The 21,016-nt window shown below is 41.8% G+C and carries 25 protein-coding genes, 2 pseudogenes and 1 riboswitch; of the genes and pseudogenes, 13 read left to right on the top strand and 14 right to left on the bottom strand.

Annotated elements, in window-relative coordinates; all coding sequences use genetic code 11:
* Positions 1–129 precede the first annotated feature (129 nt).
* The 8 genes and pseudogenes from KP77_RS17615 to KP77_RS12715 all read left to right on the top strand — a co-directional run bounded on the left by KP77_RS17615 (position 130) and on the right by KP77_RS12715 (position 5,321).
* Complete coding sequence (locus KP77_RS17615; protein ID WP_052474199.1) at positions 130–816, top strand: coiled-coil domain-containing protein; 687 nt, start codon at positions 130–132, stop codon at positions 814–816.
* Positions 817–879: 63 nt separating this feature from the next.
* A pseudogene (locus KP77_RS18425) lies at positions 880–939 on the top strand (excalibur calcium-binding domain-containing protein); the annotation flags it as partial.
* Positions 940–962: 23 nt separating this feature from the next.
* Positions 963–2,141 (top strand): hypothetical protein, encoded by a 1,179-nt coding sequence (locus tag KP77_RS12690; protein WP_041123108.1) that lies wholly within the window; start codon positions 963–965, stop codon positions 2,139–2,141.
* Positions 2,101–2,643 carry a hypothetical protein gene (locus tag KP77_RS12695; protein WP_041123109.1) on the top strand — a complete coding sequence of 181 codons (543 nt, stop codon included), beginning with the start codon at positions 2,101–2,103 and terminating at the stop codon, positions 2,641–2,643. The genes KP77_RS12690 and KP77_RS12695 overlap by 41 nt, the downstream gene beginning before the upstream one ends.
* Complete coding sequence (locus KP77_RS12700) at positions 2,631–3,197, top strand: hypothetical protein (RefSeq protein ID WP_041123110.1); 567 nt, start codon at positions 2,631–2,633, stop codon at positions 3,195–3,197. Before KP77_RS12695 ends, KP77_RS12700 begins: the two co-directional genes overlap by 13 nt.
* Positions 3,198–3,271: 74 nt before the next feature.
* Positions 3,272–3,799, top strand: a complete 528-nt coding sequence (locus tag KP77_RS12705; RefSeq protein WP_052474201.1) for an ImmA/IrrE family metallo-endopeptidase — start codon at positions 3,272–3,274, stop codon at positions 3,797–3,799.
* Between the two features lie 9 nt (positions 3,800–3,808).
* The gene (locus KP77_RS12710) at positions 3,809–4,006 is read left to right on the top strand and encodes a hypothetical protein (RefSeq protein ID WP_041123111.1); all 198 of its coding nucleotides are present in this window, start codon (positions 3,809–3,811) and stop codon (positions 4,004–4,006) included.
* A 130-nt stretch (positions 4,007–4,136) separates the two neighbouring features.
* The gene (locus KP77_RS12715) at positions 4,137–5,321 is read left to right on the top strand and encodes a tyrosine-type recombinase/integrase (protein WP_041123112.1); all 1,185 of its coding nucleotides are present in this window, start codon (positions 4,137–4,139) and stop codon (positions 5,319–5,321) included.
* Between the two features lie 188 nt (positions 5,322–5,509).
* On the opposite strand, the gene KP77_RS12720 is transcribed toward KP77_RS12715, so the two are convergent.
* Complete coding sequence (locus KP77_RS12720; RefSeq protein WP_041123113.1) at positions 5,510–6,787, bottom strand: Y-family DNA polymerase; 1,278 nt, start codon at positions 6,785–6,787, stop codon at positions 5,510–5,512.
* A gap of 191 nt (positions 6,788–6,978) precedes the next feature.
* On the opposite strand from KP77_RS12720, the gene KP77_RS18190 reads away from it, so the two are divergent.
* Positions 6,979–7,146, top strand: coding sequence for a hypothetical protein (locus tag KP77_RS18190; RefSeq protein WP_160289529.1), 168 nt, complete (start codon positions 6,979–6,981; stop codon positions 7,144–7,146).
* A 45-nt stretch (positions 7,147–7,191) separates the two neighbouring features.
* On the opposite strand, the gene KP77_RS12725 is transcribed toward KP77_RS18190, so the two are convergent.
* Complete coding sequence (locus KP77_RS12725; protein ID WP_041123114.1) at positions 7,192–7,521, bottom strand: YuzD family protein; 330 nt, start codon at positions 7,519–7,521, stop codon at positions 7,192–7,194.
* A gap of 330 nt (positions 7,522–7,851) precedes the next feature.
* Between KP77_RS12725 and KP77_RS12730 the strand changes: the two are divergent.
* Positions 7,852–8,144 (top strand): annotated as a pseudogene (locus tag KP77_RS12730) (NifU family protein).
* A 72-nt stretch (positions 8,145–8,216) separates the two neighbouring features.
* Here KP77_RS12730 and KP77_RS12735 read toward each other — a convergent pair.
* The 3 genes from KP77_RS12735 to KP77_RS12745 form a co-directional block, all read right to left on the bottom strand.
* The gene (locus KP77_RS12735; RefSeq protein ID WP_041123115.1) at positions 8,217–9,179 is read right to left on the bottom strand and encodes a 2-hydroxyacid dehydrogenase; all 963 of its coding nucleotides are present in this window, start codon (positions 9,177–9,179) and stop codon (positions 8,217–8,219) included.
* Between the two features lie 88 nt (positions 9,180–9,267).
* Positions 9,268–10,032, bottom strand: a complete 765-nt coding sequence (locus tag KP77_RS12740; RefSeq protein ID WP_041123116.1) for a TIGR01457 family HAD-type hydrolase — start codon at positions 10,030–10,032, stop codon at positions 9,268–9,270.
* A 21-nt stretch (positions 10,033–10,053) separates the two neighbouring features.
* On the bottom strand, positions 10,054–10,491 hold the full coding sequence (locus KP77_RS12745; protein ID WP_041123117.1) for a DUF86 domain-containing protein: 438 nt from the start codon (positions 10,489–10,491) through the stop codon (positions 10,054–10,056).
* Positions 10,492–10,610: 119 nt separating this feature from the next.
* Here KP77_RS12745 and KP77_RS12750 point away from each other — a divergent pair, with 119 nt between their 5' ends.
* Positions 10,611–10,880: a DUF3055 domain-containing protein gene (locus tag KP77_RS12750; protein ID WP_041123118.1), complete on the top strand. Its 270-nt coding sequence runs from the start codon at positions 10,611–10,613 to the stop codon at positions 10,878–10,880.
* A 47-nt stretch (positions 10,881–10,927) separates the two neighbouring features.
* On the top strand, positions 10,928–11,155 hold the full coding sequence (locus KP77_RS12755) for a hypothetical protein (protein WP_052474203.1): 228 nt from the start codon (positions 10,928–10,930) through the stop codon (positions 11,153–11,155).
* Between the two features lie 217 nt (positions 11,156–11,372).
* On the opposite strand, the gene KP77_RS12760 is transcribed toward KP77_RS12755, so the two are convergent.
* Positions 11,373–11,657 carry a YutD family protein gene (locus KP77_RS12760; RefSeq protein ID WP_041123119.1) on the bottom strand — a complete coding sequence of 95 codons (285 nt, stop codon included), beginning with the start codon at positions 11,655–11,657 and terminating at the stop codon, positions 11,373–11,375.
* 111 nt (positions 11,658–11,768) lie between these two features.
* On the opposite strand from KP77_RS12760, the gene KP77_RS18195 reads away from it, so the two are divergent.
* Positions 11,769–11,930: a hypothetical protein gene (locus KP77_RS18195; protein ID WP_160289530.1), complete on the top strand. Its 162-nt coding sequence runs from the start codon at positions 11,769–11,771 to the stop codon at positions 11,928–11,930.
* A 17-nt stretch (positions 11,931–11,947) separates the two neighbouring features.
* Here KP77_RS18195 and KP77_RS17995 read toward each other — a convergent pair whose 3' ends face one another.
* From KP77_RS17995 to KP77_RS12795, 8 genes are all read right to left on the bottom strand, one after another.
* Entirely contained in the window at positions 11,948–12,058 is a 111-nt protein-coding gene (locus KP77_RS17995) for a methionine/alanine import family NSS transporter small subunit (protein WP_152614733.1), read from the bottom strand.
* A 14-nt stretch (positions 12,059–12,072) separates the two neighbouring features.
* Positions 12,073–13,596, bottom strand: a complete 1,524-nt coding sequence (locus KP77_RS12765) for a sodium-dependent transporter (RefSeq protein ID WP_041123120.1) — start codon at positions 13,594–13,596, stop codon at positions 12,073–12,075.
* 298 nt (positions 13,597–13,894) lie between these two features.
* Positions 13,895–15,514, bottom strand: a complete 1,620-nt coding sequence (locus KP77_RS12770; protein ID WP_041123121.1) for a Na+/H+ antiporter NhaC family protein — start codon at positions 15,512–15,514, stop codon at positions 13,895–13,897.
* Positions 15,515–15,637: 123 nt separating this feature from the next.
* Positions 15,638–15,824: riboswitch (Lysine riboswitch) on the bottom strand.
* Between the two features lie 66 nt (positions 15,825–15,890).
* Positions 15,891–16,646 carry a sporulation protein YunB gene (gene yunB / locus KP77_RS12775; protein ID WP_041123122.1) on the bottom strand — a complete coding sequence of 252 codons (756 nt, stop codon included), beginning with the start codon at positions 16,644–16,646 and terminating at the stop codon, positions 15,891–15,893.
* Between the two features lie 57 nt (positions 16,647–16,703).
* A complete protein-coding gene (locus KP77_RS12780; protein ID WP_052474205.1) occupies positions 16,704–17,801 on the bottom strand; it encodes an HD-GYP domain-containing protein in 1,098 nt (365 codons plus the stop codon).
* 33 nt (positions 17,802–17,834) lie between these two features.
* On the bottom strand, positions 17,835–19,193 hold the full coding sequence (locus KP77_RS12785) for a bifunctional metallophosphatase/5'-nucleotidase (protein ID WP_235420716.1): 1,359 nt from the start codon (positions 19,191–19,193) through the stop codon (positions 17,835–17,837).
* Positions 19,194–19,207: 14 nt separating this feature from the next.
* The gene (locus KP77_RS12790; RefSeq protein ID WP_041123123.1) at positions 19,208–20,032 is read right to left on the bottom strand and encodes a sulfite exporter TauE/SafE family protein; all 825 of its coding nucleotides are present in this window, start codon (positions 20,030–20,032) and stop codon (positions 19,208–19,210) included.
* 16 nt (positions 20,033–20,048) lie between these two features.
* Entirely contained in the window at positions 20,049–20,897 is an 849-nt protein-coding gene (locus KP77_RS12795) for a DUF72 domain-containing protein (RefSeq protein ID WP_041123124.1), read from the bottom strand.
* Positions 20,898–21,016 lie beyond the last annotated feature (119 nt).

Below are 21,016 nucleotides of genomic sequence, written 5' to 3' on the forward strand. Positions count from 1 at the left end.
TAGTCAACAATTACGATACAGGAGTTTTCGTTTTCTTTCTATTTATAACTGTTAAATTGTGCTAAATATGGTCTATCCCACGGGTTGTGGTGATGAACCTAAATTCATTCAACAAAGGGGATGTTCAGGTTGAAAAATCTTTTCAAGTCAAAAAAGTTTTTATCTGCACTTGTTTTATTGGGGATTTTCTTATTAGGTACTGGGGTAGGCAACGGCTATGCAACTGTACCTTTAGATGATGTGAAATTTAATTATGATGAAGCACAAAATGAAGTTCTAACAAAACAAGAAGCAATTGAAGATCTGGAAGCAGAGTTGGAAGCTAAGCAGAAAGAAATTGAGTCTGCCGAATCAAAGCATGATTCAGTTTTGAAAAATATTGAAGATGATCAAGAAAAATACGATACAGCTATGACTCTTTATGAAGATAGAGAGACATTATCTAAGGAAGTTAAAGAACTAACAGACAACCTGGAATCAAAGCAGTCACAGGTAGCAGGCCTAGATGAAACTATTGACACTAAAAAAGCTGAATTATCCACAGTAAATGAGAGAATCAAAGCAGCTGAAGGCGGTCCAATAGAATTACCTGCAGGTAAATTTGTTGTCGGTAAAGATCTCCCTGTAGGTCGCTATAAAGTTGAACCCATTGGTAGAGGAAGTAATTTTGCTACCTACGATAATGAAGGTTATCTTGACGTTAATATCATTCTTTCTGCCGATAGCTCTATTGGAGTAAGTGAGTATGTTACTTATATGCTTGCTGACTACTTGATTGAATCAGATACACCAGCAATATATACACCAGTTCAATAAAAGGAGTTCTTCGATTCATGCACACTGGTAGGAACAGTCTATCCAGACGGTGTGCCTTAAAGACATGCTGCTTATCAAGGTAAAATGGATCGTGATAAAGATGGATGGGCTTGTGAAAACTGATAATGACTATGGGGGTAGAACATATGCCAGAAAATAAAACAGATCAAATCTTTAAGTTAAGAGGATACTTACATGATTACATCAATTCTGCATCTCTTCAAATTTTCTTAAAAGATCAGGGAGTTAATAACGATGGCTTAAAGCCGGGAATGATCTCGGCATTAGAAGATGCTGTTAATGAGGATGAAATCTCTGATTCAGATCTATATCTTTTCTTAGATAAAGAAATACGGTTTGGACGACATAGAACCATTTTCATCAAAGACATAGCTGAATCAGATATTTCGACTTTAAAAACTATGAGCGAAGATGAAATCAAAAGTATTATTATTAATAAAGGCTTTGCTATACCTAACAATAATATTCTGTCTGTAGAATTGCCAGATACCACAACTTTGGCAGAAGTAATTATTGAGCCTGGTAGCAGGATTTATTTAACCTTCATTGAGACTGTTAAAGTTTTAAAAACTGAAACTGTTAGCAGAGAGAATAATTTTTACTTTGTTGAAATTGATCTTGAAAATTCCAGATTTAGTGTGAGGCTGTATCCAAGATCTAAGCAAATAAACAGCCGAAATAAAATTGTACCCTACAGCATTCATTTCTTTAATATTGAAAGAACTCTGAAAAGAATTTTTGGATTTTCAACAATTCAAACTACTCATTATAAGAATACTCTATATGACATTGCTAACGATTTCACACAAAAAGCGGAACAAAAATGGGTCAATAAAGTTAATGCTCACGACAAAGCACTAGATGATTTTACGGATATGATGCTGACGAAATTACCAGACATAAAGCCAAGTGAGTTTAACCTACGAAATAAATTACAGAAGCTTCTCGAGAGAGCATTAATTCAGAGTAACTTTGATGATTTAAAGCAACAACATTCTAAGAAAAAAGGATACCTACGCAAATTTAATTTTTCTGATAGCACTGGCGGTGTAGTTAATGCCTCTTCTCAGGAACGCGAACGTTCTATTGACTTATCAGAAATATACTATGATACTAAGGATACGATAGACCAGCTTAAAAAATATGACAAAGTTTGGGTTTATTGGTTCACAGATGGGGAACCAATTGAAAACAGACTTGAAGCGAATGATGATTATTTAGAGATTCATTTTTTTAAGCACATTAGTCAGGAGGACTTATTCTATGTTCTTTCCGAAATTAAAGATTTTATATCAAGCTCCTGAGGTCACTAAGTATATTGTAAATGAGTTCGATAGATGGCTTGGCACCCTCAGTAAAATGAGATATGACTATATTAATCCATTAGATTTTGCAACGGCAGCCCAGGTAGACAACGCAATGACATTAAACCTATTTTCCCTATGTGTAGATGAAGAGATATTTAATAAAGAAGATACAACTCCTTTATTAAGAGTCAAATACATAGTTGAATGTCCGTTCTGTGGAGAACACTATAAAACCTATTATAATCATCAGGACATTCCTAATGAATATGTTCAATGTCATGATGAATCATGTGAAGAGTTCAATCCATATGAGAGCCCGCATAAAATAGTGATCTTTTTTGAACTTTTAGATTCTCCGGAAATTCCTAAGAGCAAACAAATCACTATTTTTGACAAAACACCAGCTTCCCCCTCGTTCAGTGCAGATGATCTAGAAAGCATTAGAAATGAAATGCCTGAAGATAAAACTAAGTTTGTGGATCATTTATGGAGAAGATAAAAGGTTTAATCAATCCAAAAAGCTTTTGGTATACATTAATATTTACAATTTCTATTTCATCTGCGACTTTACTAATTTTAATCAACTTTTCAGAAATTAATTTAATTGACAAGATTTTTGATATCTCTACCTCTATTTCGTCGGCATTGATCGGAGGATTAATAGCTTTAACCGTCAGCTATTCTCAGATCAAGTCAACGAGAGAGATTGAAGACCAGAAAAGAAAGACAATTGAAAGAGCGACTATAATTGCTTCCATTTCCGAACTAGAAACCTTAGAGCATACATTAAATACTTTTTGCAAAGTTGGTTTCCCTGAAAATACGAAAGCATTTATAGGTGTTGATTCTCTAAACGAATTTAAGATGAATTTTTTATATGTTTTAAATGAAAATGAACTAAATGAATTTCTAGATATTTGGAGTAAATTATTTTTACTTCAAGTCGATAAGGTAAACTTAAACGAAGACTCCTTAAAACAAAAAGTACAAGAACTTCTACCAAAGATAGAATTAATGATTATTATACTAAAGAAAAAGAATACAGAAATTTAATGACTTCCATTTCTGGGAGTTTTCTTTTATACTAAAAAGGGAACATATGTTCTATAAGGAAAGGGGATGTTCCCGTGAAATTAGCCACTTCGCACTTGGAAGACTACGTACAGAAGATGTACGAGTCAATTGATATTTACAAACCCGAACAGTTAGACATGGAAACGATCGCTTCAAGACTGGGTGTGTCCCTCATTCTTGAAGAAACGAACAGCAGATGCATGGACACGTATGAAGATTGCTTTATCTTTATTGATTCACGCTTGTCGGATCAGCAACAGTTTGAAGAATTCTGCCACGAGCTCTGCCATGCAATGTGGCATATGGGTACCCAGCGTAATATGCCTCTGCCCTACATGTTGTACCAAGAGTGGAAAGCTGAAGGGTTTATGCTGCAAGCAGCAGTCCCCTCTTTCATGTTGGAATCGGTCATCAGTAAAGCTCACTATAAGCATGAAGCAGTAGCGCTCATCTCAAAAACATTTGGAATTACTGAAGACACTGCATTTAAAAGACTTAAGCAACACTTGTTAAAAGTTCAGAATCACGAACTTAATGAACAGTTCCAATACAAAATGAAGCGTATTTACAGATATCTTTAGGAGGTCGCTATGTCAAAACACAAGATCATGAAGATGAGCGAAGCTACAGCAAAATACAGTAAAGATGGTCAGCAAGAATATATACCATTGATCGGTAAAATGTACGACATTGACGGAGAGTTGCACTGTGAAGTTTTAGAGTACCGTGATTTTGATGGCAACAAAATGCCTGATGATGGATCAGAAAATGAACTGTTAATTAACTGATGACGAAAGTTTCACAAATGTTATTTTTGTTTGCCGAACTCTAAGCTGCCGACGTTCGGTGAACTCACTTCAATTTCGTCACTGACTAATATGTTTTTGCTTGATAATGGATGTATAAGGTGGTGATAAGATGCACTGCAGAAAAGTAAAAACGAAAAAAGGTGAAGTGTGGGAGTGCATGGATGATGCTCCCCCTCACCCTGTTACAGGTAAAAGAAGACGTGTTTCTGCGAGAGATAAAAACAGAGGTGTTTGCAAATCAAAAGTTGAAAAGAAAATTGAGCAGCTGACTGAACATGGTTTATTAGTAGCTGGATCAAAAGCTAACATTACATTTGAACAGTTGGCCAATCTTTGGCTTAAAGAGGTTACTACAGGTTCAAAGAGTTCTACCAAGTATTCTTACGCTTACCATATCAAAAGGTTTAACAAGTATGTCTCTAAGATCGATGTGAGATCGTTTACTAGAAAGATGTATCAAAACGTTTTAAATGAGATGTCCCGGGACGAATATGCCGAGAATACGATCATTAATGCACATTCAACTGCTAAGAAAATATTTCACCAGGCTGTTATCTGGGACATTCTAAAAGATTCTCCCGCTGAGTATGCAAGAGTTCCTAAAAAGCTGAAAACGGTAGAAGAAATTGAAACGAATGAAGTTGAAGAAATGTATTTTAACCCTGCTGATCTTGAAAGGTTTTTAAAAGCAAGTATTGATGTTGGACTCAAAGATGATGCGTTTTTCATTTACACCTTATCCTTTACTGGTATGCGGATCGGAGAAATATCAGCGCTCACTGAGCAAGATATTAACTTTGATACGAATGAAATTCGAGTGAGTAAAACGCTATATAACATCAGCGGAGACACCTCAAAATATGAGATCACAGTACCAAAAACGACCACTTCCGCAAGGTATGTATCGTTCGGTCCCAAGTTAAGTTTTGTATTAAAAAAACAAATCAATCAAATGAAAGAAGAAATTCTCGCTAATGGTCCTGACTTTAATCAACAACGATTTTTATCCGTCAATGAAAAAGGGAATCCAAGGACTCCCCGCTTCATTCACTATCGTGTATCAAGACTAAAAGCTAAATTGAGTTATAAGGGTAAAGTCCACCCGCATAAATTCAGACATACACATACTTCTCTGCTTGCTGAGGCTGGCGTGCAGCTTCATGTCATAATGAGCCGTATGGGACATGCAGATTCGGCCACTACGAAAAAAATCTATTTGCACGTTACAAAATCCGCAAAAGAAAATGCACCTCTTACTGTTGAAGAGAAATACAAAAACATGCTGGATTTTTAAAAAATCTGAGATTATGTCAGGGTTTTGTCAGGGAAAATCATCAAATTACTTTATTGACCTCCCCTGAACTTTGATATAAAGGTATTCATAAAACTTATATAGATGTATAAATATCATAATGGATAAGGATCTATTTATCTTTTCTTCATGACTTCACGCTCAGTTACCTGAGCGTGTTTTTTATTCCTTTATTCAGCAGGCTGCTTCGATATATGACCGCCCACCAGCCTTGCCCTCCTTCTTGTCGTGCCACCTTCTGTATAGGAAACAGCTCTCAGAAGTGACGTGGACCCAAATCTGCGTCTTACATCATCCATCACATAACCAAGGTGATGCACTTTCTCTCTTCGTGGGTTAAACAGGTCGAGCTGCAGTGCTGAATCATCTGCTAAATTGGTCAGTGAGATAGAGATTTTCCGCACCGGAAACGGCTGCAGGTTTTCATGCAGAATCTGCAGACATATGTCATAGATCTCCATCGTAATAGAGGTTGGCTTATGGAGAGACTTTGAGCGGTGAAATGATTTGATCGGCGTGCGCTTACTGTAGCCGATGCCAAGATGAATCGTACGGCCCCCCAGATGCTTATTTCTGGCTCTTCTTGCGACTTCCTCACACATTTCCAGTAATACCGCTTCAATTTCCTCCAGCTTATGGTAATCCCTCAAAAGGATCTGACTCTTTCCGTAGCTGACCTGTCCCTGAATAATCGGTGCGCCAATTTCGGAGCGGTCGATGCCATGTGCGTGGTAATAAAGCTGGTTTCCCATGACACCGAAAACTGCCTCTAGTCTTTTCAGGTCATAGGCAGCTAAATCACCGATTGAATACATTCCCATACGATTCAGACGTTTTTCAAGCTGGCGGCCGATCCCCCACATCGCTGACAATGGCTTGAGCGGCCACAATTTCTTTGGGATATCCTCAAAAGTCCATTCACATATCCCCTTTTTCTTTGCTTCAAGATCAAGACAGAGTTTGGCGATCAGCATATTCGGTCCAATCCCGATCGCACACGGAAGCCCGAACTCGCGCATCATATCATCAGAGATCATCTGTGCAACTGCATGCGGTCCTCCCCACAAAGCAGAAGTCCCGTCGATCTGAATAAAACTTTCATCTACACTGTAAACGTGAATATTTTCTTTTGGAACGAACCGTGTGAAGATCTTGGTGATTTCAGTTGACAGTCTGAGGTACTGTCCCATGTCCGGTTCAATTAATTGAAGGTCTGTAATATCAGGAATTTCGTGACGGCGCGTACCCGTTCTGATCCCATGCTCTTTTTTAGCGCGCGGGGAAGCCGCAAGAACCACACTTCCCTTCTGCTCCTGATTTCCAATAATCGCAATTTTACATTTCAATGGATCCTGCCCGAGTTCGACTGCTGTACAGCTTGCATAAAAGCTTCTCATATCCACACACAGGATTTCTCTTTTTTTCTCAAGCGAATAGTCAACCTCCATCGCTCTCACACTCCCGGTTTTATCATTTTCTATATCTATACCCTGTTTTCTTAAAATTATACGAACAAGCGTTCTGTTTGTAAACAAAATCATTTTTCCAATTAAGGAACATATCTAAAACCGTTTCAAAATATGATTTTTTTACAAGAGCGGTATAATAAAGAAAATTGCTGATAAGGTGGTGAATGTAAATGTCACTCCTTCCATTTCATGAACGTTACAACCTCGTGGAAGTACCGGAAGATTATCAAAATGAAAATCCTGATTTTGTTGTGATGAGAGATGAACATGATAAATGCTACCTCTGTGACAAATCAGACGCTGAGGTATTGAGGGGTCTGAACTTTACAGAAGTATGAAAAAAGCGTCCAAAAGTGATCAACACTCTTGGACGCTTTTCAATATTATTCAGCCGTCTGGAACCCGTACTTTTCAAGCTCTTTATACACGGCCTTCAATCTTGGATTCCCTTCACCGACGATTTCATCCTCAACCAAAACAACCGGATAAAATAAATCCTCTTCCCACACCCGTTCCACAAAAGCAGCCTTTTTGGGATCTTCCTGCTCAGTGTTAATGTCCACGTAGTCCATCACAAACTTGCGGTCAGGAAACTTCCGGCCAATCGCCGCCTCCAGCCACTCATAAGTCTCTTTAGAAGAAGGCGCCCCCACACAACTCGCACAAATCGTCTCTGCCCCATACACCGTAATCGTCACAGCCTCATTCGCCATATCAAACAACTCCCTTTTTTAATCGCTCATGATCATACATGTTGATTCATACTATAGTCATTAGATTTACTTACATTTCTGTTGATTTTCACTGCATTGCTTATGAAGTATCAACTGGCTTAAAAGTATAAAAAGAAACATTCAGCTGTCACTTGGAGTGGAAGACGGAGACTCCCGCCCCAGGAAGGGACAGGTGAGACCCCACAGAGCGAAGCTCGAGGAGGCTCACCGCCCGGGGGCAGGAAAGCGCAGTCTTCTACGGAAAGTGACAGCGGTTTTACAGTCCAGGTCAAAAGGATAACTAAACAATAATAATTTCAAATAACATGGATGGATTTTTTTCGTTATACTCATTATAATAGAACACAGGAAGGGAGTCGATTCGAATGACAGAAGTAGAAATGAAAGATTCAGTTCAGGAAGTACTTGATAAACTTCGTCCATTCCTTCTTCGTGACGGCGGAGACTGTGAATTGGTTGACGTTGAAGATGGAATCGTTAAATTAAGACTTCTTGGCGCATGCGGTACATGCCCAAGTTCAACTATTACCCTTAAAGCAGGTATCGAGCGTGCACTGCTTGAAGAAGTACCTGGCGTTGTGGAAGTTGAACAGGTATTTTAATGAATACCATCCTCCTGTAGAGACAGGAGGATTTTTTTATTGAGAAATGTTAAAAACAAATGAGAATGTGCGTTAAAGCGAAACCCTGGTTAATGGTCTTTCATCAGTCAGCACAGCTTTAATATTATCAGCAGCAAGCTTCATCATCGCAAATCGCGTCTCAGTTGAAGCACTGCCAATATGAGGCACAGCCACCACGTTCTTCATTGAAAGCAGCGGGTGATCAGCGGAAATCGGTTCCTGTTCAAATACATCAAGTCCTGCTCCGGCAATCTCACCTGATTGCAGTGCTTCAATCAGCGCAGCTTCATCTGTCACAGGTCCTCTCCCTACATTTAAAAAGATCGCAGAGTTCTTCATCTGTCTGAACTGTTCCGCTCCGATCATACCGCGTGTTTCTTCAGTTAGCGGCGCGAGTACGAGAACGAAATCTGCTTTTTCAAGTAAGTCTGACAGGCTTTTATATTGCGCTCCGTACGCTTCTTCTGCTTCAAGCTTCCGGCTTCTTGTATGGTAAAGGATATTCATATCAAACCCTGCTGCCCGTTTTGCCACAGCCTGTCCGATCTTCCCCATTCCAATAATCCCGAGCGTTTTATGGTGAACATCACGCCCTGCGAGCAGATAAGGTGACCACGACGTCCAGTCTCCATTTTTGATATAGTACGCCGCTTCAGAAATCCGTCTTGCAGCGGCAAGCATGAGTGCAAATGCAAGGTCAGCTGTGGTATCGGTTAAGACGTCCGGCGTATTCGTCACAATCACACCCGCTTTTTCTGCTGCTTCCACATCAATATTGTCATACCCGACTGCCATATTTGCTACTACTTTTAAATGGGGAGCAGCTGTTAAAAGCTCTTCATCCACCTGATCAGAAAGCATGGTAAGCAGCGCATGGCACTCACCAGCCTGTTTTAACAATACATCTCTGGGCACAGCCTCATCCTCAGAATCCCACACCTCAACGTCAAAATTCTTTTTAAGCTCCCGAATTACTGTTTCATCAATTTTACGTGTAATGAAAACCTTAGCCATCAGCTGCATCCCCTTTTATAAAAGTGAATTTCATTTTATGTATGACTCAGCTGTCCTTCCTAAGAGGGACAGCTGTTTTAAATAATTATTAAATTTCCCACTCTGACAGGGAGTTAATTGAATAAGTCGGCTGCTCTTCCTTTTCAGCAAGCAGACTTTTTGGTGAGACGCCTGTATGAACCATCAGTGTGTCCATGCCGGTATTAAAACCAGCTTTAATGTCTGTGTCATAGTTATCCCCTACCATGACAACTTCTTCTTTTGCCAGACCCAGCACTTCAAGTGCCTGTTCCATTATGACTGCTTCAGGCTTCCCGATAAACAGAGGCTCTGTCTGTGTAGAAACTGTAATCACTGATGTCAGTGAGCCGTTTCCAGGCAATAGGCCACGTTCTGTAGGAATCGCAATGTCACCGTTCGTTGAGATAAATTTCGCACCGTTTCTGACAGCAAGACAGCCGAGTGCCAATTTTTCATACGTAATTTCCCGGTCAAGACCTACCACAACGTAGTCAGGGTTTTCTTCTCTGATCGTGATCCCTTTTTCAGTCAGCGCCTGTCGTATGCCGTCTCCGCCAATCACATAGGCAGATCCACCCGGCATTTCCCGGGAAATGACTGATGCTGTTGCAAGAGATGTCGTAAATACCTGCTCAGGTTCAGCCGGCACATCAAAATTCTGAAGGTGTGCTGCCACCTGTTCCTGTGTTTTTGACGAATTATTTGTCACAAAAAGATAAGGAATCCCATTATCTTTAAGCTTTTTTACAAAGTCCACTGCCTCCGGGATCGGTTCAGTTCCTCTGTACATCGTTCCGTCTAAATCAATTAAATAACCTTTATAAGCTTTCATTACTTACTTCCTTTCTATTCCTTACCGTCTGAATGCAGAGACTGGTCCAAGTTCATTTTCAAGATAATTTCTCACTGCAGGCGCAAATGCCAGCAGCGCTTTTTCAGAAGAGCTAAACGTGTCGATACACATCTGGTGATCCACCTGTGTGAACTCCTGAACCAGATGCTTTCTGAGTTTGACCGCATTGACAAGATCACCGTGCATATCTTTACCAATGACCTTTTCATCCTCAAGAATATCAACAATATCTTCATAGCTGCCTGGATCGCGCATAATAAAACCGTCGATCATTGAATTCCCGACATCAATAATTGATTCTATAACGGTATGCAGGCTGCGTTCAAGCGCAAGCTGTCCGATTTTTGTATCCCAAGTTGTATGCTGTTGTAAAAACGCCAGCTGCTCTTCCATAAACACAAGCGTCTGCTCAATCGTTTCTCTGTCAACGAAGTACATATTCTCTTCACTCTCCATCAAAATGTCTGTTTCAAGTGTACCACAAGCCTTCAGATTTTTTGGCATCACGTGCGTTAATCGTTATAATTGTGAGTACACATGAAGGAGGATTTTTACCGATGACTGAACGATTCTTTTTATATGATGATACTGAAGAAACAAAAACGAGGTTTGTCAGCTTTATGGGTGAGCATCAGCGCTTTGATCTGGCAATCCTGTACTCAGACCGCTACTACGGAAAAGCGATGGTCATGGACATTCAGGGCAGCCGCTTTGCGATTATCGGCCAGGACGACCTTGATGAAGAAGGCTATATTGAACATGCATTCAAACTCTCCGAACAGGATGCAGCAGAACTGCGCGAATTTCTGAACGAGGTTGTTTTGTGAATTAATCATCATGAACTGCTCATACTAACCAAAAAAGGAGCAGTGTAATGGAGCGGTACAGTGACTTTTCAAACGTGGAAGTACAAAAGGAATACCTGATCCCTGAATCATTTCCTGAAGGGCCATATGGATCCCCGAGGGGCAAATATTCACTCGTAAGAAACAAATCCGGCCCCTGGAAAAGCGGCCAGCGCTACTACAGCGCATTCAACTACGAGAATAAAGGCGCCCACGAAGACGTCCCAAGACAAGATCCGGGTGCTCATATACCTTAAGTTACCAGATGATGATAAACGAAAAGAAGTATGTCTCATTTGAAATGGAGACATACTTCTTTTCGTTTTAAAACAGTTATTAAAGTATAGGTTCATTGCAGCGGAAGGCGGGGACTCCGGGACGATTAGCGGGATAGCTGAGACCCCGCAAGCGAAGCTGAGGAGGCTTGGCGACCGCCGTCCGGAAAGCCTCCCGCCTGGAGCGGAAATGAACCGGTTATTTCTTACCTCCCCCAACCTTCTTCACAATAAAATAAGGACAGCCGAAATTACAGTGCTCATACAAATAATCCTTCACAGTCGAAATCTTCGTATCAAAAGACGACTTCTGATTCGTATCCTCAAAAAAACCTTTCAGTCTCAGCTGGCCGTAACCCCAGTCCCCCACAATATAATCATACTTGTGCAGAATCTCACTGTAACGCGCTTCAAAAGCTTCTTCATCATAACCTTCTCTATATTCTTCAATGATTTCGTATTGTTGATTATGCATAGTAATCATTATTCTCACTCCTGCCTGTGAACTACTTCCTATTATACATGACCACACAATTTTTTCTATGTATGAATTCCCCGCATTCAGGACAAAATCAGCAAAAGGAGTGTGACCCTGTTGAAGCTGATTTGTGCGTTTTTGAGCATTCTATTTCTTGCCGGATGTTCAAAAGAACCTGATCCTCCGGAAGTGTCGCCTGATTCAGGCTTAATGCCGGCCGCTATGCATCAATATCACCTGGCACCGGATCACGAATCAAAAAAGCTGCCTGTACTATAGCACAGGCAGCCTTATACTTATACTGTTTTGTTTTTAGATTTCCTTACTGCATTTGTGATACTCGCAGCAAGTCCGCCCCATAAAAGAACGATCCCAATCACCATCATTACGATTGCACCAACTGTCATTGTGAATCCCTCCTTTACTCTTTATCCGGAAGTTCAACCGGTGTTGAACGGCTCCATTTGATCAGTGATATGATAATACCGATAACGAAAGCTGCACCAGCTGAAGCAAGGAACATGGTCAGTGCAAATTCATTTGAATATCCTTCATAGTTACCTGAATCAAAATCAAACTGCTGAAGAACGTTCTGTGTAATCAGACCGAACATCATATAACCAAGAACGATTGGTGTGACTACGCCAAGGCATACTTTCCACCATCCGCCAAGATGAATATCTGATGTAAGGTTCGCGTGGTTTTGAAGCACACCTGTTTTACGAAGAATCCAGGCGATCATAACAACTTCAACAAGACCAACTGCTGCTACACCAAACTGGTTAATGTAGTAATCTGCTGCGTCAAGGAAGAATAGTCCGCCCTGCGTTGCAAATAGGATTGAAATTAATGCTGCGATTCCGCCTCCGAAAAGAACGGCTTTGTTACGTGAGATACCAAGCTTTTCAGTTAGACCTGCTACATACGTTTCAGTGATTGACATCAATGAAGTCAGTCCTGCAAGCGTAAGTGACAGGAAGAATAACGCCCCGAAAATATCGTTCAGGCCAGGAAGCTGATTAATGATCTGCGGGAATACCACAAAGGCAAGCCCGACACCAGCTGTCGCCACTTCAGAAACCGGTACATCAAGCTGTGAAGCCATATAACCAAGTGCTGCGAATACCCCGATACCAGCTAAAAGCTCGAACCCTGAGTTCGCAAATCCCGTGATAAACGCGTTATTTGTAATATCCGATTTCTTCGGAAGATAACTTGAATAAGTAATCATGATTGCAAACGCAATAGATAAACTGAAGAAAATATGACCGTAAGCTGCTACCCAGACTGACGGATCCATAATGTTCTCAAAGTTTGGCTCGAAGAATGCATTCAGACCCTGAGCTGCTCCTTCAAGTGTTACTGCTCTGATGACAATGATCAAAAACAGAATAACAAGCGTCGGGATGAAAACACGGTTTGCATATTCAATCCCTTTCTTGACACCTGCAAGCAGGATACCAAGTGTAATGACCCACACGAGTACGAGAGGAATGAATACTCCCCATACGATGCCACCCGTTTCACCAGGTGCTACATCAAGCTGTAAGAATTCTGTGAATAAAAATCCTTCTGTATCTTCTCCCCATGCCTGACCAAACGAGAATATTGTATATCTCATGGCCCAGGCGATAATGACGGCATAGTAGGTCGAAATGACAAAGGCGACAAATACAGCCCACCAGCCAAGCCATTCAGCTTTTTTACCGCTCATGCGGAAAAATGATAGCGGCGCAGATCCTCTGTACTTATGTCCGATGGTGAACTCCATGATAAGAATTGGAATACCGGCAGTTAAGAGTGCAAATAAATATGGAATAAAAAATGCTCCTCCACCGTTCTCATAAGCGACGTACGGAAAACGCCAAATGTTTCCTAGACCGACCGCTGAACCGACTGCTGCTAGAATAAATCCGGCACGCGATCCCCACTGTTGACGATTCATCTTATTTCCCCCCTGAAATACTTCCGATGAATTTGGAAGTTTTTATATATTCAGATTATTTCTCATAATCTAAAAACAGTATAGCACTTGCTTCCTAAATGTAAAAGTACTATTTTGAAAAATTCTGAAATTATATTGATATAATCTATAAAAATAAAAAAACCTTGTTATATCAAGGTTTACAGAAGTACTGTGCAAGATTTTTCACACTTTATATAATTCATACATTTTTCCAATCATACGATAGTCCTTTTTAAAAAACGCCTGAATGGCATGTCCCATTCAGGCGTTGGATTATTTATTCCAGACCTTCTTCAGCAGAAACGGTTCTCGCTTTTTCGGGGTTGCGTCCCATAATCACTGCGAATAGAACCAGCAGGATAATGACAAGCCCAAGAGAAAGGAGTGTGCTGCCTGAGAAGCCAAGCAGAATGTAACCTGCTGAAGCAATTGCAGCTCCAGTTACTGCATAAGGGATCTGTGTTGATACGTGATCAATATGATTACTTCCCGCTCCGGTAGAAGAAAGAATCGTTGTATCAGAGATCGGCGAACAGTGATCCCCGAATACCGCTCCTGCAAGAACTGCTGCAAGTGACGGCAGAAGCAGTGAAATATCAGTACTCGCTGCAATCTCTCCTGCGATCGGCAGCAGAATACCGAATGAGCCCCATGATGTCCCTGTAGAAAATGCCATAATACCTGCTACAAGGAATAACAGTACAGGCAGCCAGCCGATTGGCAGGTTGGAAGCTTCAACAACACCGGCAAGGAATTCTCCTGTACCAAGGTCACCGATTAATCCGACGATCATCCATGCGAATACAAGAATATAAATGGCAGGAAGCATAGACTTAACGCCTTCTTTCAGTGCCAGGAAGAATTCAGCCCCTCCGATTTTTTCAGAGCGGCCGATCTGTCTGATAAAGAAGGCAATGGCCACTGCAAGACCCACAAGTGCACCATATACAAGTGATTTTGCCACATCGGTATATTCAAACATCTGAAGAATGGATGCAGATTCTCCAGTATCAGCTGTATAAGCCTGAGATCCTGTCCACATCATTGCTGCAACTGTTCCTACTACAAGGGCAATAATTGGCCAGATTAAATCTCCTACTGTTCCGTGTTTTGAAGTCGGAAGATCATTTTTCAGTTCTCCCGGGATATCTTTGTTCGGATCATAGACTTCTCCTGTTTCAATCGCACGGTTTTCATGTACTTTCATCTGACCAAAGTCCACACCGCGAAGTGCAACAATAAAGACGATTCCAAGTGCTGACCACACGTACAGGTTCATTGGTACCATCTGAATGAAAGCAGAGAATGCCGTGTATTCAGTAATCGAGTGAGTGGCAAGAATCCCCCCAATCACCGCAATAATATATGCACCCCAGCTCGATACTGGTGATACGACACAAACAGGTGCAGCCGTTGAATCAATCAGATACGCAAGCTTTGCACGCGATACGCGGTGACGGTCTGTCAGCGGACGTGCCACCTGTCCAACTGCAAGGCTGTTAAAGTAGTCATCGATAAAGATAATGACACCGAGGCAGGCAGTAACGAGCTGAGCGCCTGCACGTGTTTTAACACGCTTCATTGCCCACTCCCCAAATGCTCTTGCGCCGCCTGATACATTAATAAATGCAGTAATCACTCCAAGAATAATCAGGAATAGCATAATGAATATATTCCATAAATTCAGTGCGCCGGGCTCTCCATCTGACCCATGCTCCCAAAATACCCCGCTGAATGACAGCCAGAGAGTTTCAAGTGTTTCAAGCAGACCAAAGCTCGTGATTAATAGTGCCGCTGCGACAATTCCTGCTCCTAGTGACAGCAGGACACGTCTGGTAAGTAAAACCATTACAATTGCAATAACTGGTGGTAAAAGTGATAACCATGTTCCTTCCATGATATTCCCTCCTTTATTTTTTGATAGGGCAAGGTATGAGGCATAATCGCAAAAAAACGCAAAAAAGGGCAATGATAGAGGACTCTACCATTACCCTTGTCGTCAGTAATGTTATGCTCCATCACGATCTGTAGCTCCTCATCCCGCAGAAAAAATTCTGCAGCAAGAGAGTGTTATCCCTGTTAAAGATAACCCCAATGATAAAACCCTGACTGATTGTTACCATTTCGGCAGTGATCCCCTTTCACCTGTGATCGCAGTTGTCATCCTCACACAGATTACTCTTAAATCCTGCTCCTCTACCCCATCGGATTATGATGTGGTGATTATTCATTTTACTGAACTATTATAACAAGCTGTTCTCTTCAATTCAAGACTAATCTGTAGGAATCGGTACTTCGAGTGAAGGCGACATTCCTTCTCCCATATTATAGATCTCAGGCACCTGCCCCTGGATCATTCCCATTGCAACGGGAATGTCCTGTTCAATGGTCGTTTCTTCTGTCGCAAAAGGAACAATGATCTGCACTTTGACTACCAGATGAATATTGACTTCCACTAAAGCATTATTAATGCCGAATTCCTTAATATTGGATTTGATATTAGAGGTTACATTCCCTACTGCATGAAAGCGGATCGGCACCTTCGGACCAAGATTTCCCAGAAGTGCATTTCCGGTAGCCTGCCCAAGTGGTACTGTATAGACAATGCCTTCTAAATCACCTGCATCTTCAACTTCAAGATCTAATTCTGTAAGAGATTTCAAAATAGTTGTATCTCCTTTTTCAATCGCTCTCAAATGTTCCTGCACAAGCTCAGTCGTTTCAGACATCACACGGTTAATAATTTCAGTATTAAACTTTGTCGTCACCATTTCAGCTGAATCTGTCGGGACATTTTCAATAATCTCATTAATGTCCATCACATTGGCGATTTCTTTATTGACTGCCTTACTGATCACTAGTGCACCGATTTTCTTTGTCTGCGATTCAGCATAAATCATCAGTGTAGGTTTGATCCCTGTATTAATCACAACAAGGCCAGTAACAGTCATCAGACAAAATAACAAGATTGATATCAGCCACACGGAACGTGCAGTCAGCGGTTTTATCACAAACCTTCTTTTGCGCATAAAAAAGCCCTCCTACAAAGTAGTCTATGCCGGAAAGGAGGGTGACTTCACTGTTTATTATTCTGTTGTGAACATGATACCGGTCTTGCAAATTGTACAGTCGAGGTGTTTGGATAAATCCAATTCATAGGTTGCATCCACGATTTTTTCATTTTCTTCTACAATCCTGATGACCGGGCGTGTGGACATCCCCTTATTCTGCTGTGCCACAATTCCCTTTCTGCCGTCACTTAACTGTACAGTCAATCCGTTTGGATAGATTGCGATGCCCATTTGAAAAGCTTTGATGACAACAGGATCAAAAAGAGTACCTGATCCGGCAAGTAAAATCTCAAGCGCGTCTGCGGGCAGCATTTTTCCCCTGTATACGCGGTTTGACGTACAGGCATCAAAGACATCTGCGACAGCCAGTATTTTTGCATAAGGATGAATGTCTGCAGCCTTTAATCCTCTTGGATATCCAGACCCGTCAAGTCTTTCGTGATGCTGAAAGGCACAATGTGCTGTCAGCAGAGATACATTATGAAGGTTTTTGAGCAGCTCAAAGCCATGAACTGTATGCTTTTTGATCTCCTCAAACTCTTCATCTGTCAGCGGTCCCTCTTTCATCAGAATCTCTTCATTAATCATCGTCTTACCGATATCATGAAGCATTGCACCTAGACCCAGCTGTTCAAGCTGTTTCACAGGCAGCTTTAACTGCTTTCCGATTGCAAGCGTATATAGCGTCACATTATAGGAATGATGGAAAATGTATGAATCATATAAATAAGCATCAGACAGAATCATCATCAGATCCTGATTGGCATCCATTTCACTCATAATATTTTTCAATACGTTCTGGATTTTGCCTGCTTTATCAGCAAGCATGGCTGTCATATCCTTTTTACTGCTTGTCTGTATCGAAGAAAATGAGTCTTTAATTTCACGGATCGTCTCCTGTCTGACGTGGACAGGTACGCTTTCTTTTACATCGATCCCTTCAGATTTCCCATCAGCAATATACACATACTGGACTCTCAGCAGACGCAGACGGTCCACCATCGCCTGTGTTAATGTCACGCCCGCCTGCAGCAAAGGCTTATCATTCACGTTATAAATTGTATGTCCCAGGACCATGCCCGCTCTCAATACTTTTACAGAAATTAACCTCATCCCTCGATCACCCTTCTCTATCTATTTTAATGATTAACGGGCATATCCTTTTAATTTTTCTTTTAAAATGTCACGCAGGAACTCCGGCATGAAATATTGCTTCCTTGCCCTGTGCATCTCAGGAAAGAAAAAGCCGAATGTAAACATATCAACTGTCGCTACCCGGTACGTTTTTTCTGCAAGTACAGGTTCATTCCCGACGTAAAACTGATGATCTTTTTCAACCAGTTCCTTAAAGACAAACTCACCCAAAATCGTTCCTCTGAAGCCAAGCCCTCTGATCACCGTTGTCGGCCAGTTCTGATGACGTGACTGTCTGATTACTTCTTTTAACTCACTCCCTGAAAGCTCTACAAGACAGGGATTGATCGGGTGCGGTAAAATCCTGTGCAGATCATATTCAGTAACGGGACCAGCTTCAAGCGGATGCAGCAGCAGGCCGCCTGTAACAATCGACAGGTCGGCATCACACCAGTCAAGCACTGCTTCAGCAAGCAGATGTGACAAAGGTGAAGATGCTTCTAACGGATTGTGATGGATCGGCTGATTAAGTACAGTGATTTCATTGGAAAGCAGCTGCTTCCCTTCTTCAAACCAGCGCTCTGTGTGATCTTCAGCTTCAGGTAATTCACCTGTTTCATACAGTGTCGCTGTTTTACCTGAAACCGTTCCGCTGACATGATCATACTCGATCTCAACTTTTCCTGTATACATGCCAAACTTTCCTGCTGCAGCCAGCAGGACGTTATGATGCAGTCTGCCATTTTCAAGCACGTGGTGGGTATGCCCACCCATAATGACATCAATTTCAGGACACTCCTCAGCCACCCACTCATCTTCTCTAATGCCCAGATGTGATAGCAGAATAATAATATCCACTTTTTCCTTCATTGCCCTGACCTGTGCTTTCAGCTCGTCCTTTGCTGATGATATACGCCAGCCGAGCTTCTCATAAAAGACAGGATATTCCGCTGTCACTGCAGTAATACCGACCTTCACGCCGCTTTTCGTCGTTTTGATCAGATAAGGACGTGCCCAGTCAGGTCTCTGGCCTTCTGCAGTAAACAGATTTGCAAGTATAACTTCGAAGTTTGCATCGCGATACAAGTCATTTAATTCTTCATAAGAAAAAGTAATTCCTTCATTATTACCGATCGTGACCGCATCATAGCCTGCATTATTCAGTAGATCCACGTTTCTTTTTCCGGCAGATCCTTCTGTTAAAGGATGCGAACGGTCAGCGTGGTCTCCAATATCAAACAGCAGCACTTCTTCACCGGCCTGTTCGAGCTGCTGTCTCTCTTGAGTAAGAAACTGATGGATCTGTGACCAGTTCTCAAAGTGGCTGTGCAGATCATTAGTATGAAAAATCGTAATTCTTTCTTTCATCATCTTTCACCTCCAGGCTAACCGTATAATCCTTCAATAATCGACCTGATACCGATCAGGACCAGAATCAGTCTGAGGACAATCACAAGCTTGTCTGACTGGAGACGCTGATTCATCCACGCACCAAGCTTTGCGCCGAACCAGGCACCAGGTGCCAGCAATGCGGCGTATAGCCAGTCTACATTTCCAAGCAGAATATGCGAGCCGGATCCAAGCAGTGCTGAGAGAAAGACCATCAGCATCGAAGTGCCGACTGCAACGTGCGGCGGGAATAAAAAAGCAATGATCATAACCGGCACCATGACAGAACCTCCGCCAATTCCGAACAGCCCTGAAGCAAAACCGACTGCAAATGCTGCAAGTACGCCTGCAACAGGGGGAAACCCATAAGACCATTTTACGCCCTGAGGATCAGTAAAATGCCGCTGATAAGAAGCCTGTTTGAACTTTTCAATCGGTTTTATCTTATTTCTGATAAGCAGAATTAAGGATAGAAAAATCATAAATATGCCAAAATATAAATGAAAAGAATCAAGCGCCAGATATTGATTAGTATATGAACCGATGACAGCTCCCGGACCGCTCCCTGCAAAGAACAGCAGGCCGCTTTTCATATCCACTGTTTTCGTTTTCAAATAAGCGAGTGTTGATGAAAGTCCTGTGAAAATCATCACAACCAGTGAAATACCGACTGCTGTCTGAGGTGTAATCCCTTCTATCCACATCAGTGCCGGACCAAAAAACAACAGGGCAGGCACGACAATGACACCGCCGCCAAGACCAATCAGCGAACCGACAGCCCCTGCTAATAGCCCAATTAAGGGCAGTAAAATCCATTCCATTCCCATTCATCCCAATCTAAAATAAGTCAAGCTGCCGCGGTGCGAGCCCTCCATAATCAAGTCCCAGCAGATCAATCATGGTCTTCGCATTAGAAGCAGCATGACCACCTGAATTATTATTAAACAGTACATATATGTGATCGGATGTCCGGTCCAGTTTTTGAAGGACAGGCACCAGATCTTTCAGTTCTGCTTCTGTATAATCATATAAATAGCGCACTTCACGCCAGCTGTTTTCATTTCCTTTCTTTGTCCAGCCGGCAGTGTTTCTGCCATGAAGCCTGAATACAGTAGCCCCTTTATGTGTCGTTTCTGCCACCAGCGGAATAGATCCCTCTCCTGCCTGCGGTTCATCACAGACACTGTGAATCAATTCTTCATCCTTTAAAAACTGCAGCGTGCGCTCACGGAATTCATCTGCGTACCACGTCTGATTTCTGAATTCAATCGCAAGCGGCAGGCCTTCCAGCTGCTGCTTACAATACCTTATGTAATCCACGTTCTGTTTCTGGCAGTCAAACCACGGTGGAAACTGCAGCAGTACAACACCGAGCTTATCTGCTTCAATGAGTGAAGTAAGTGACAACCGGAATGCCCGGAACATATCCTCCCTTGATTCAAACGGGTTATCACCGCGCTGATGACCAGTCATTCCCTGATAGGCTTTCACGATGAACTTAAATGAAGAAGGCGTTTCTGCCACCCATTTCTTCATATTCCGTTCAGGCTGAACTGCATAAAACGATGCATCGAGTTCAACAATCGGAAAGTGTGCGGAGTAGTCTTTCAGCTTATCCTGCTTTGATGAATTTTCATCATATACATCCGGATGGTCTCCCCATCCGGTGAGTCCGATATAAATCACATGACCACCTGCTTTTTGACCAATTTAATATGGTTATTGTATCACAGTTGAACGGCAGTCGTAGTGAGGGGGATTGGTCTTTTTCTTCAAAGCTTAACTGCTGTCACACATTAAATGTA

Source organism: Jeotgalibacillus alimentarius, from assembly GCF_000829445.1.
Taxonomy (GTDB): Bacteria; Bacillota; Bacilli; order Bacillales; family Jeotgalibacillaceae; genus Jeotgalibacillus; species Jeotgalibacillus alimentarius.

Excerpts from the sequence above, each read along its gene's own strand:
- KP77_RS12715 (WP_041123112.1), top strand. The coding sequence starts at position 4,137 with ATGCACTGCAGAAAAGTAAAAACGAAAAAAGGTGAAGTGTGGGAGTGC.
- KP77_RS12710 (WP_041123111.1), top strand. The coding sequence starts at position 3,809 with ATGTCAAAACACAAGATCATGAAGATGAGCGAAGCTACAGCAAAATAC.
- KP77_RS12735 (WP_041123115.1), bottom strand. The coding sequence starts at position 9,179 with ATGGCTAAGGTTTTCATTACACGTAAAATTGATGAAACAGTAATTCGG.
- KP77_RS12700 (WP_041123110.1), top strand. The coding sequence starts at position 2,631 with ATGGAGAAGATAAAAGGTTTAATCAATCCAAAAAGCTTTTGGTATACA.
- KP77_RS12780 (WP_052474205.1), bottom strand. The coding sequence starts at position 17,801 with ATGAGGTTAATTTCTGTAAAAGTATTGAGAGCGGGCATGGTCCTGGGA.
- KP77_RS12790 (WP_041123123.1), bottom strand. The coding sequence starts at position 20,032 with ATGGAATGGATTTTACTGCCCTTAATTGGGCTATTAGCAGGGGCTGTC.
- KP77_RS18190 (WP_160289529.1), top strand. The coding sequence starts at position 6,979 with ATGTCACTCCTTCCATTTCATGAACGTTACAACCTCGTGGAAGTACCG.
- KP77_RS12750 (WP_041123118.1), top strand. The coding sequence starts at position 10,611 with ATGACTGAACGATTCTTTTTATATGATGATACTGAAGAAACAAAAACG.
- KP77_RS12765 (WP_041123120.1), bottom strand. The coding sequence starts at position 13,596 with ATGAATCGTCAACAGTGGGGATCGCGTGCCGGATTTATTCTAGCAGCA.
- KP77_RS12785 (WP_235420716.1), bottom strand. The coding sequence starts at position 19,193 with ATGATGAAAGAAAGAATTACGATTTTTCATACTAATGATCTGCACAGC.
- KP77_RS12695 (WP_041123109.1), top strand. The coding sequence starts at position 2,101 with ATGTTCTTTCCGAAATTAAAGATTTTATATCAAGCTCCTGAGGTCACT.
- KP77_RS12745 (WP_041123117.1), bottom strand. The coding sequence starts at position 10,491 with ATGTACTTCGTTGACAGAGAAACGATTGAGCAGACGCTTGTGTTTATG.
- yunB (WP_041123122.1), bottom strand. The coding sequence starts at position 16,646 with ATGCGCAAAAGAAGGTTTGTGATAAAACCGCTGACTGCACGTTCCGTG.
- KP77_RS12755 (WP_052474203.1), top strand. The coding sequence starts at position 10,928 with ATGGAGCGGTACAGTGACTTTTCAAACGTGGAAGTACAAAAGGAATAC.
- KP77_RS17995 (WP_152614733.1), bottom strand. The coding sequence starts at position 12,058 with ATGACAGTTGGTGCAATCGTAATGATGGTGATTGGGATCGTTCTTTTA.
- KP77_RS12760 (WP_041123119.1), bottom strand. The coding sequence starts at position 11,657 with ATGATTACTATGCATAATCAACAATACGAAATCATTGAAGAATATAGA.
- KP77_RS12690 (WP_041123108.1), top strand. The coding sequence starts at position 963 with ATGCCAGAAAATAAAACAGATCAAATCTTTAAGTTAAGAGGATACTTA.
- KP77_RS12725 (WP_041123114.1), bottom strand. The coding sequence starts at position 7,521 with ATGGCGAATGAGGCTGTGACGATTACGGTGTATGGGGCAGAGACGATT.
- KP77_RS12720 (WP_041123113.1), bottom strand. The coding sequence starts at position 6,787 with ATGGAGGTTGACTATTCGCTTGAGAAAAAAAGAGAAATCCTGTGTGTG.
- KP77_RS12740 (WP_041123116.1), bottom strand. The coding sequence starts at position 10,032 with ATGAAAGCTTATAAAGGTTATTTAATTGATTTAGACGGAACGATGTAC.
- KP77_RS12770 (WP_041123121.1), bottom strand. The coding sequence starts at position 15,514 with ATGGAAGGAACATGGTTATCACTTTTACCACCAGTTATTGCAATTGTA.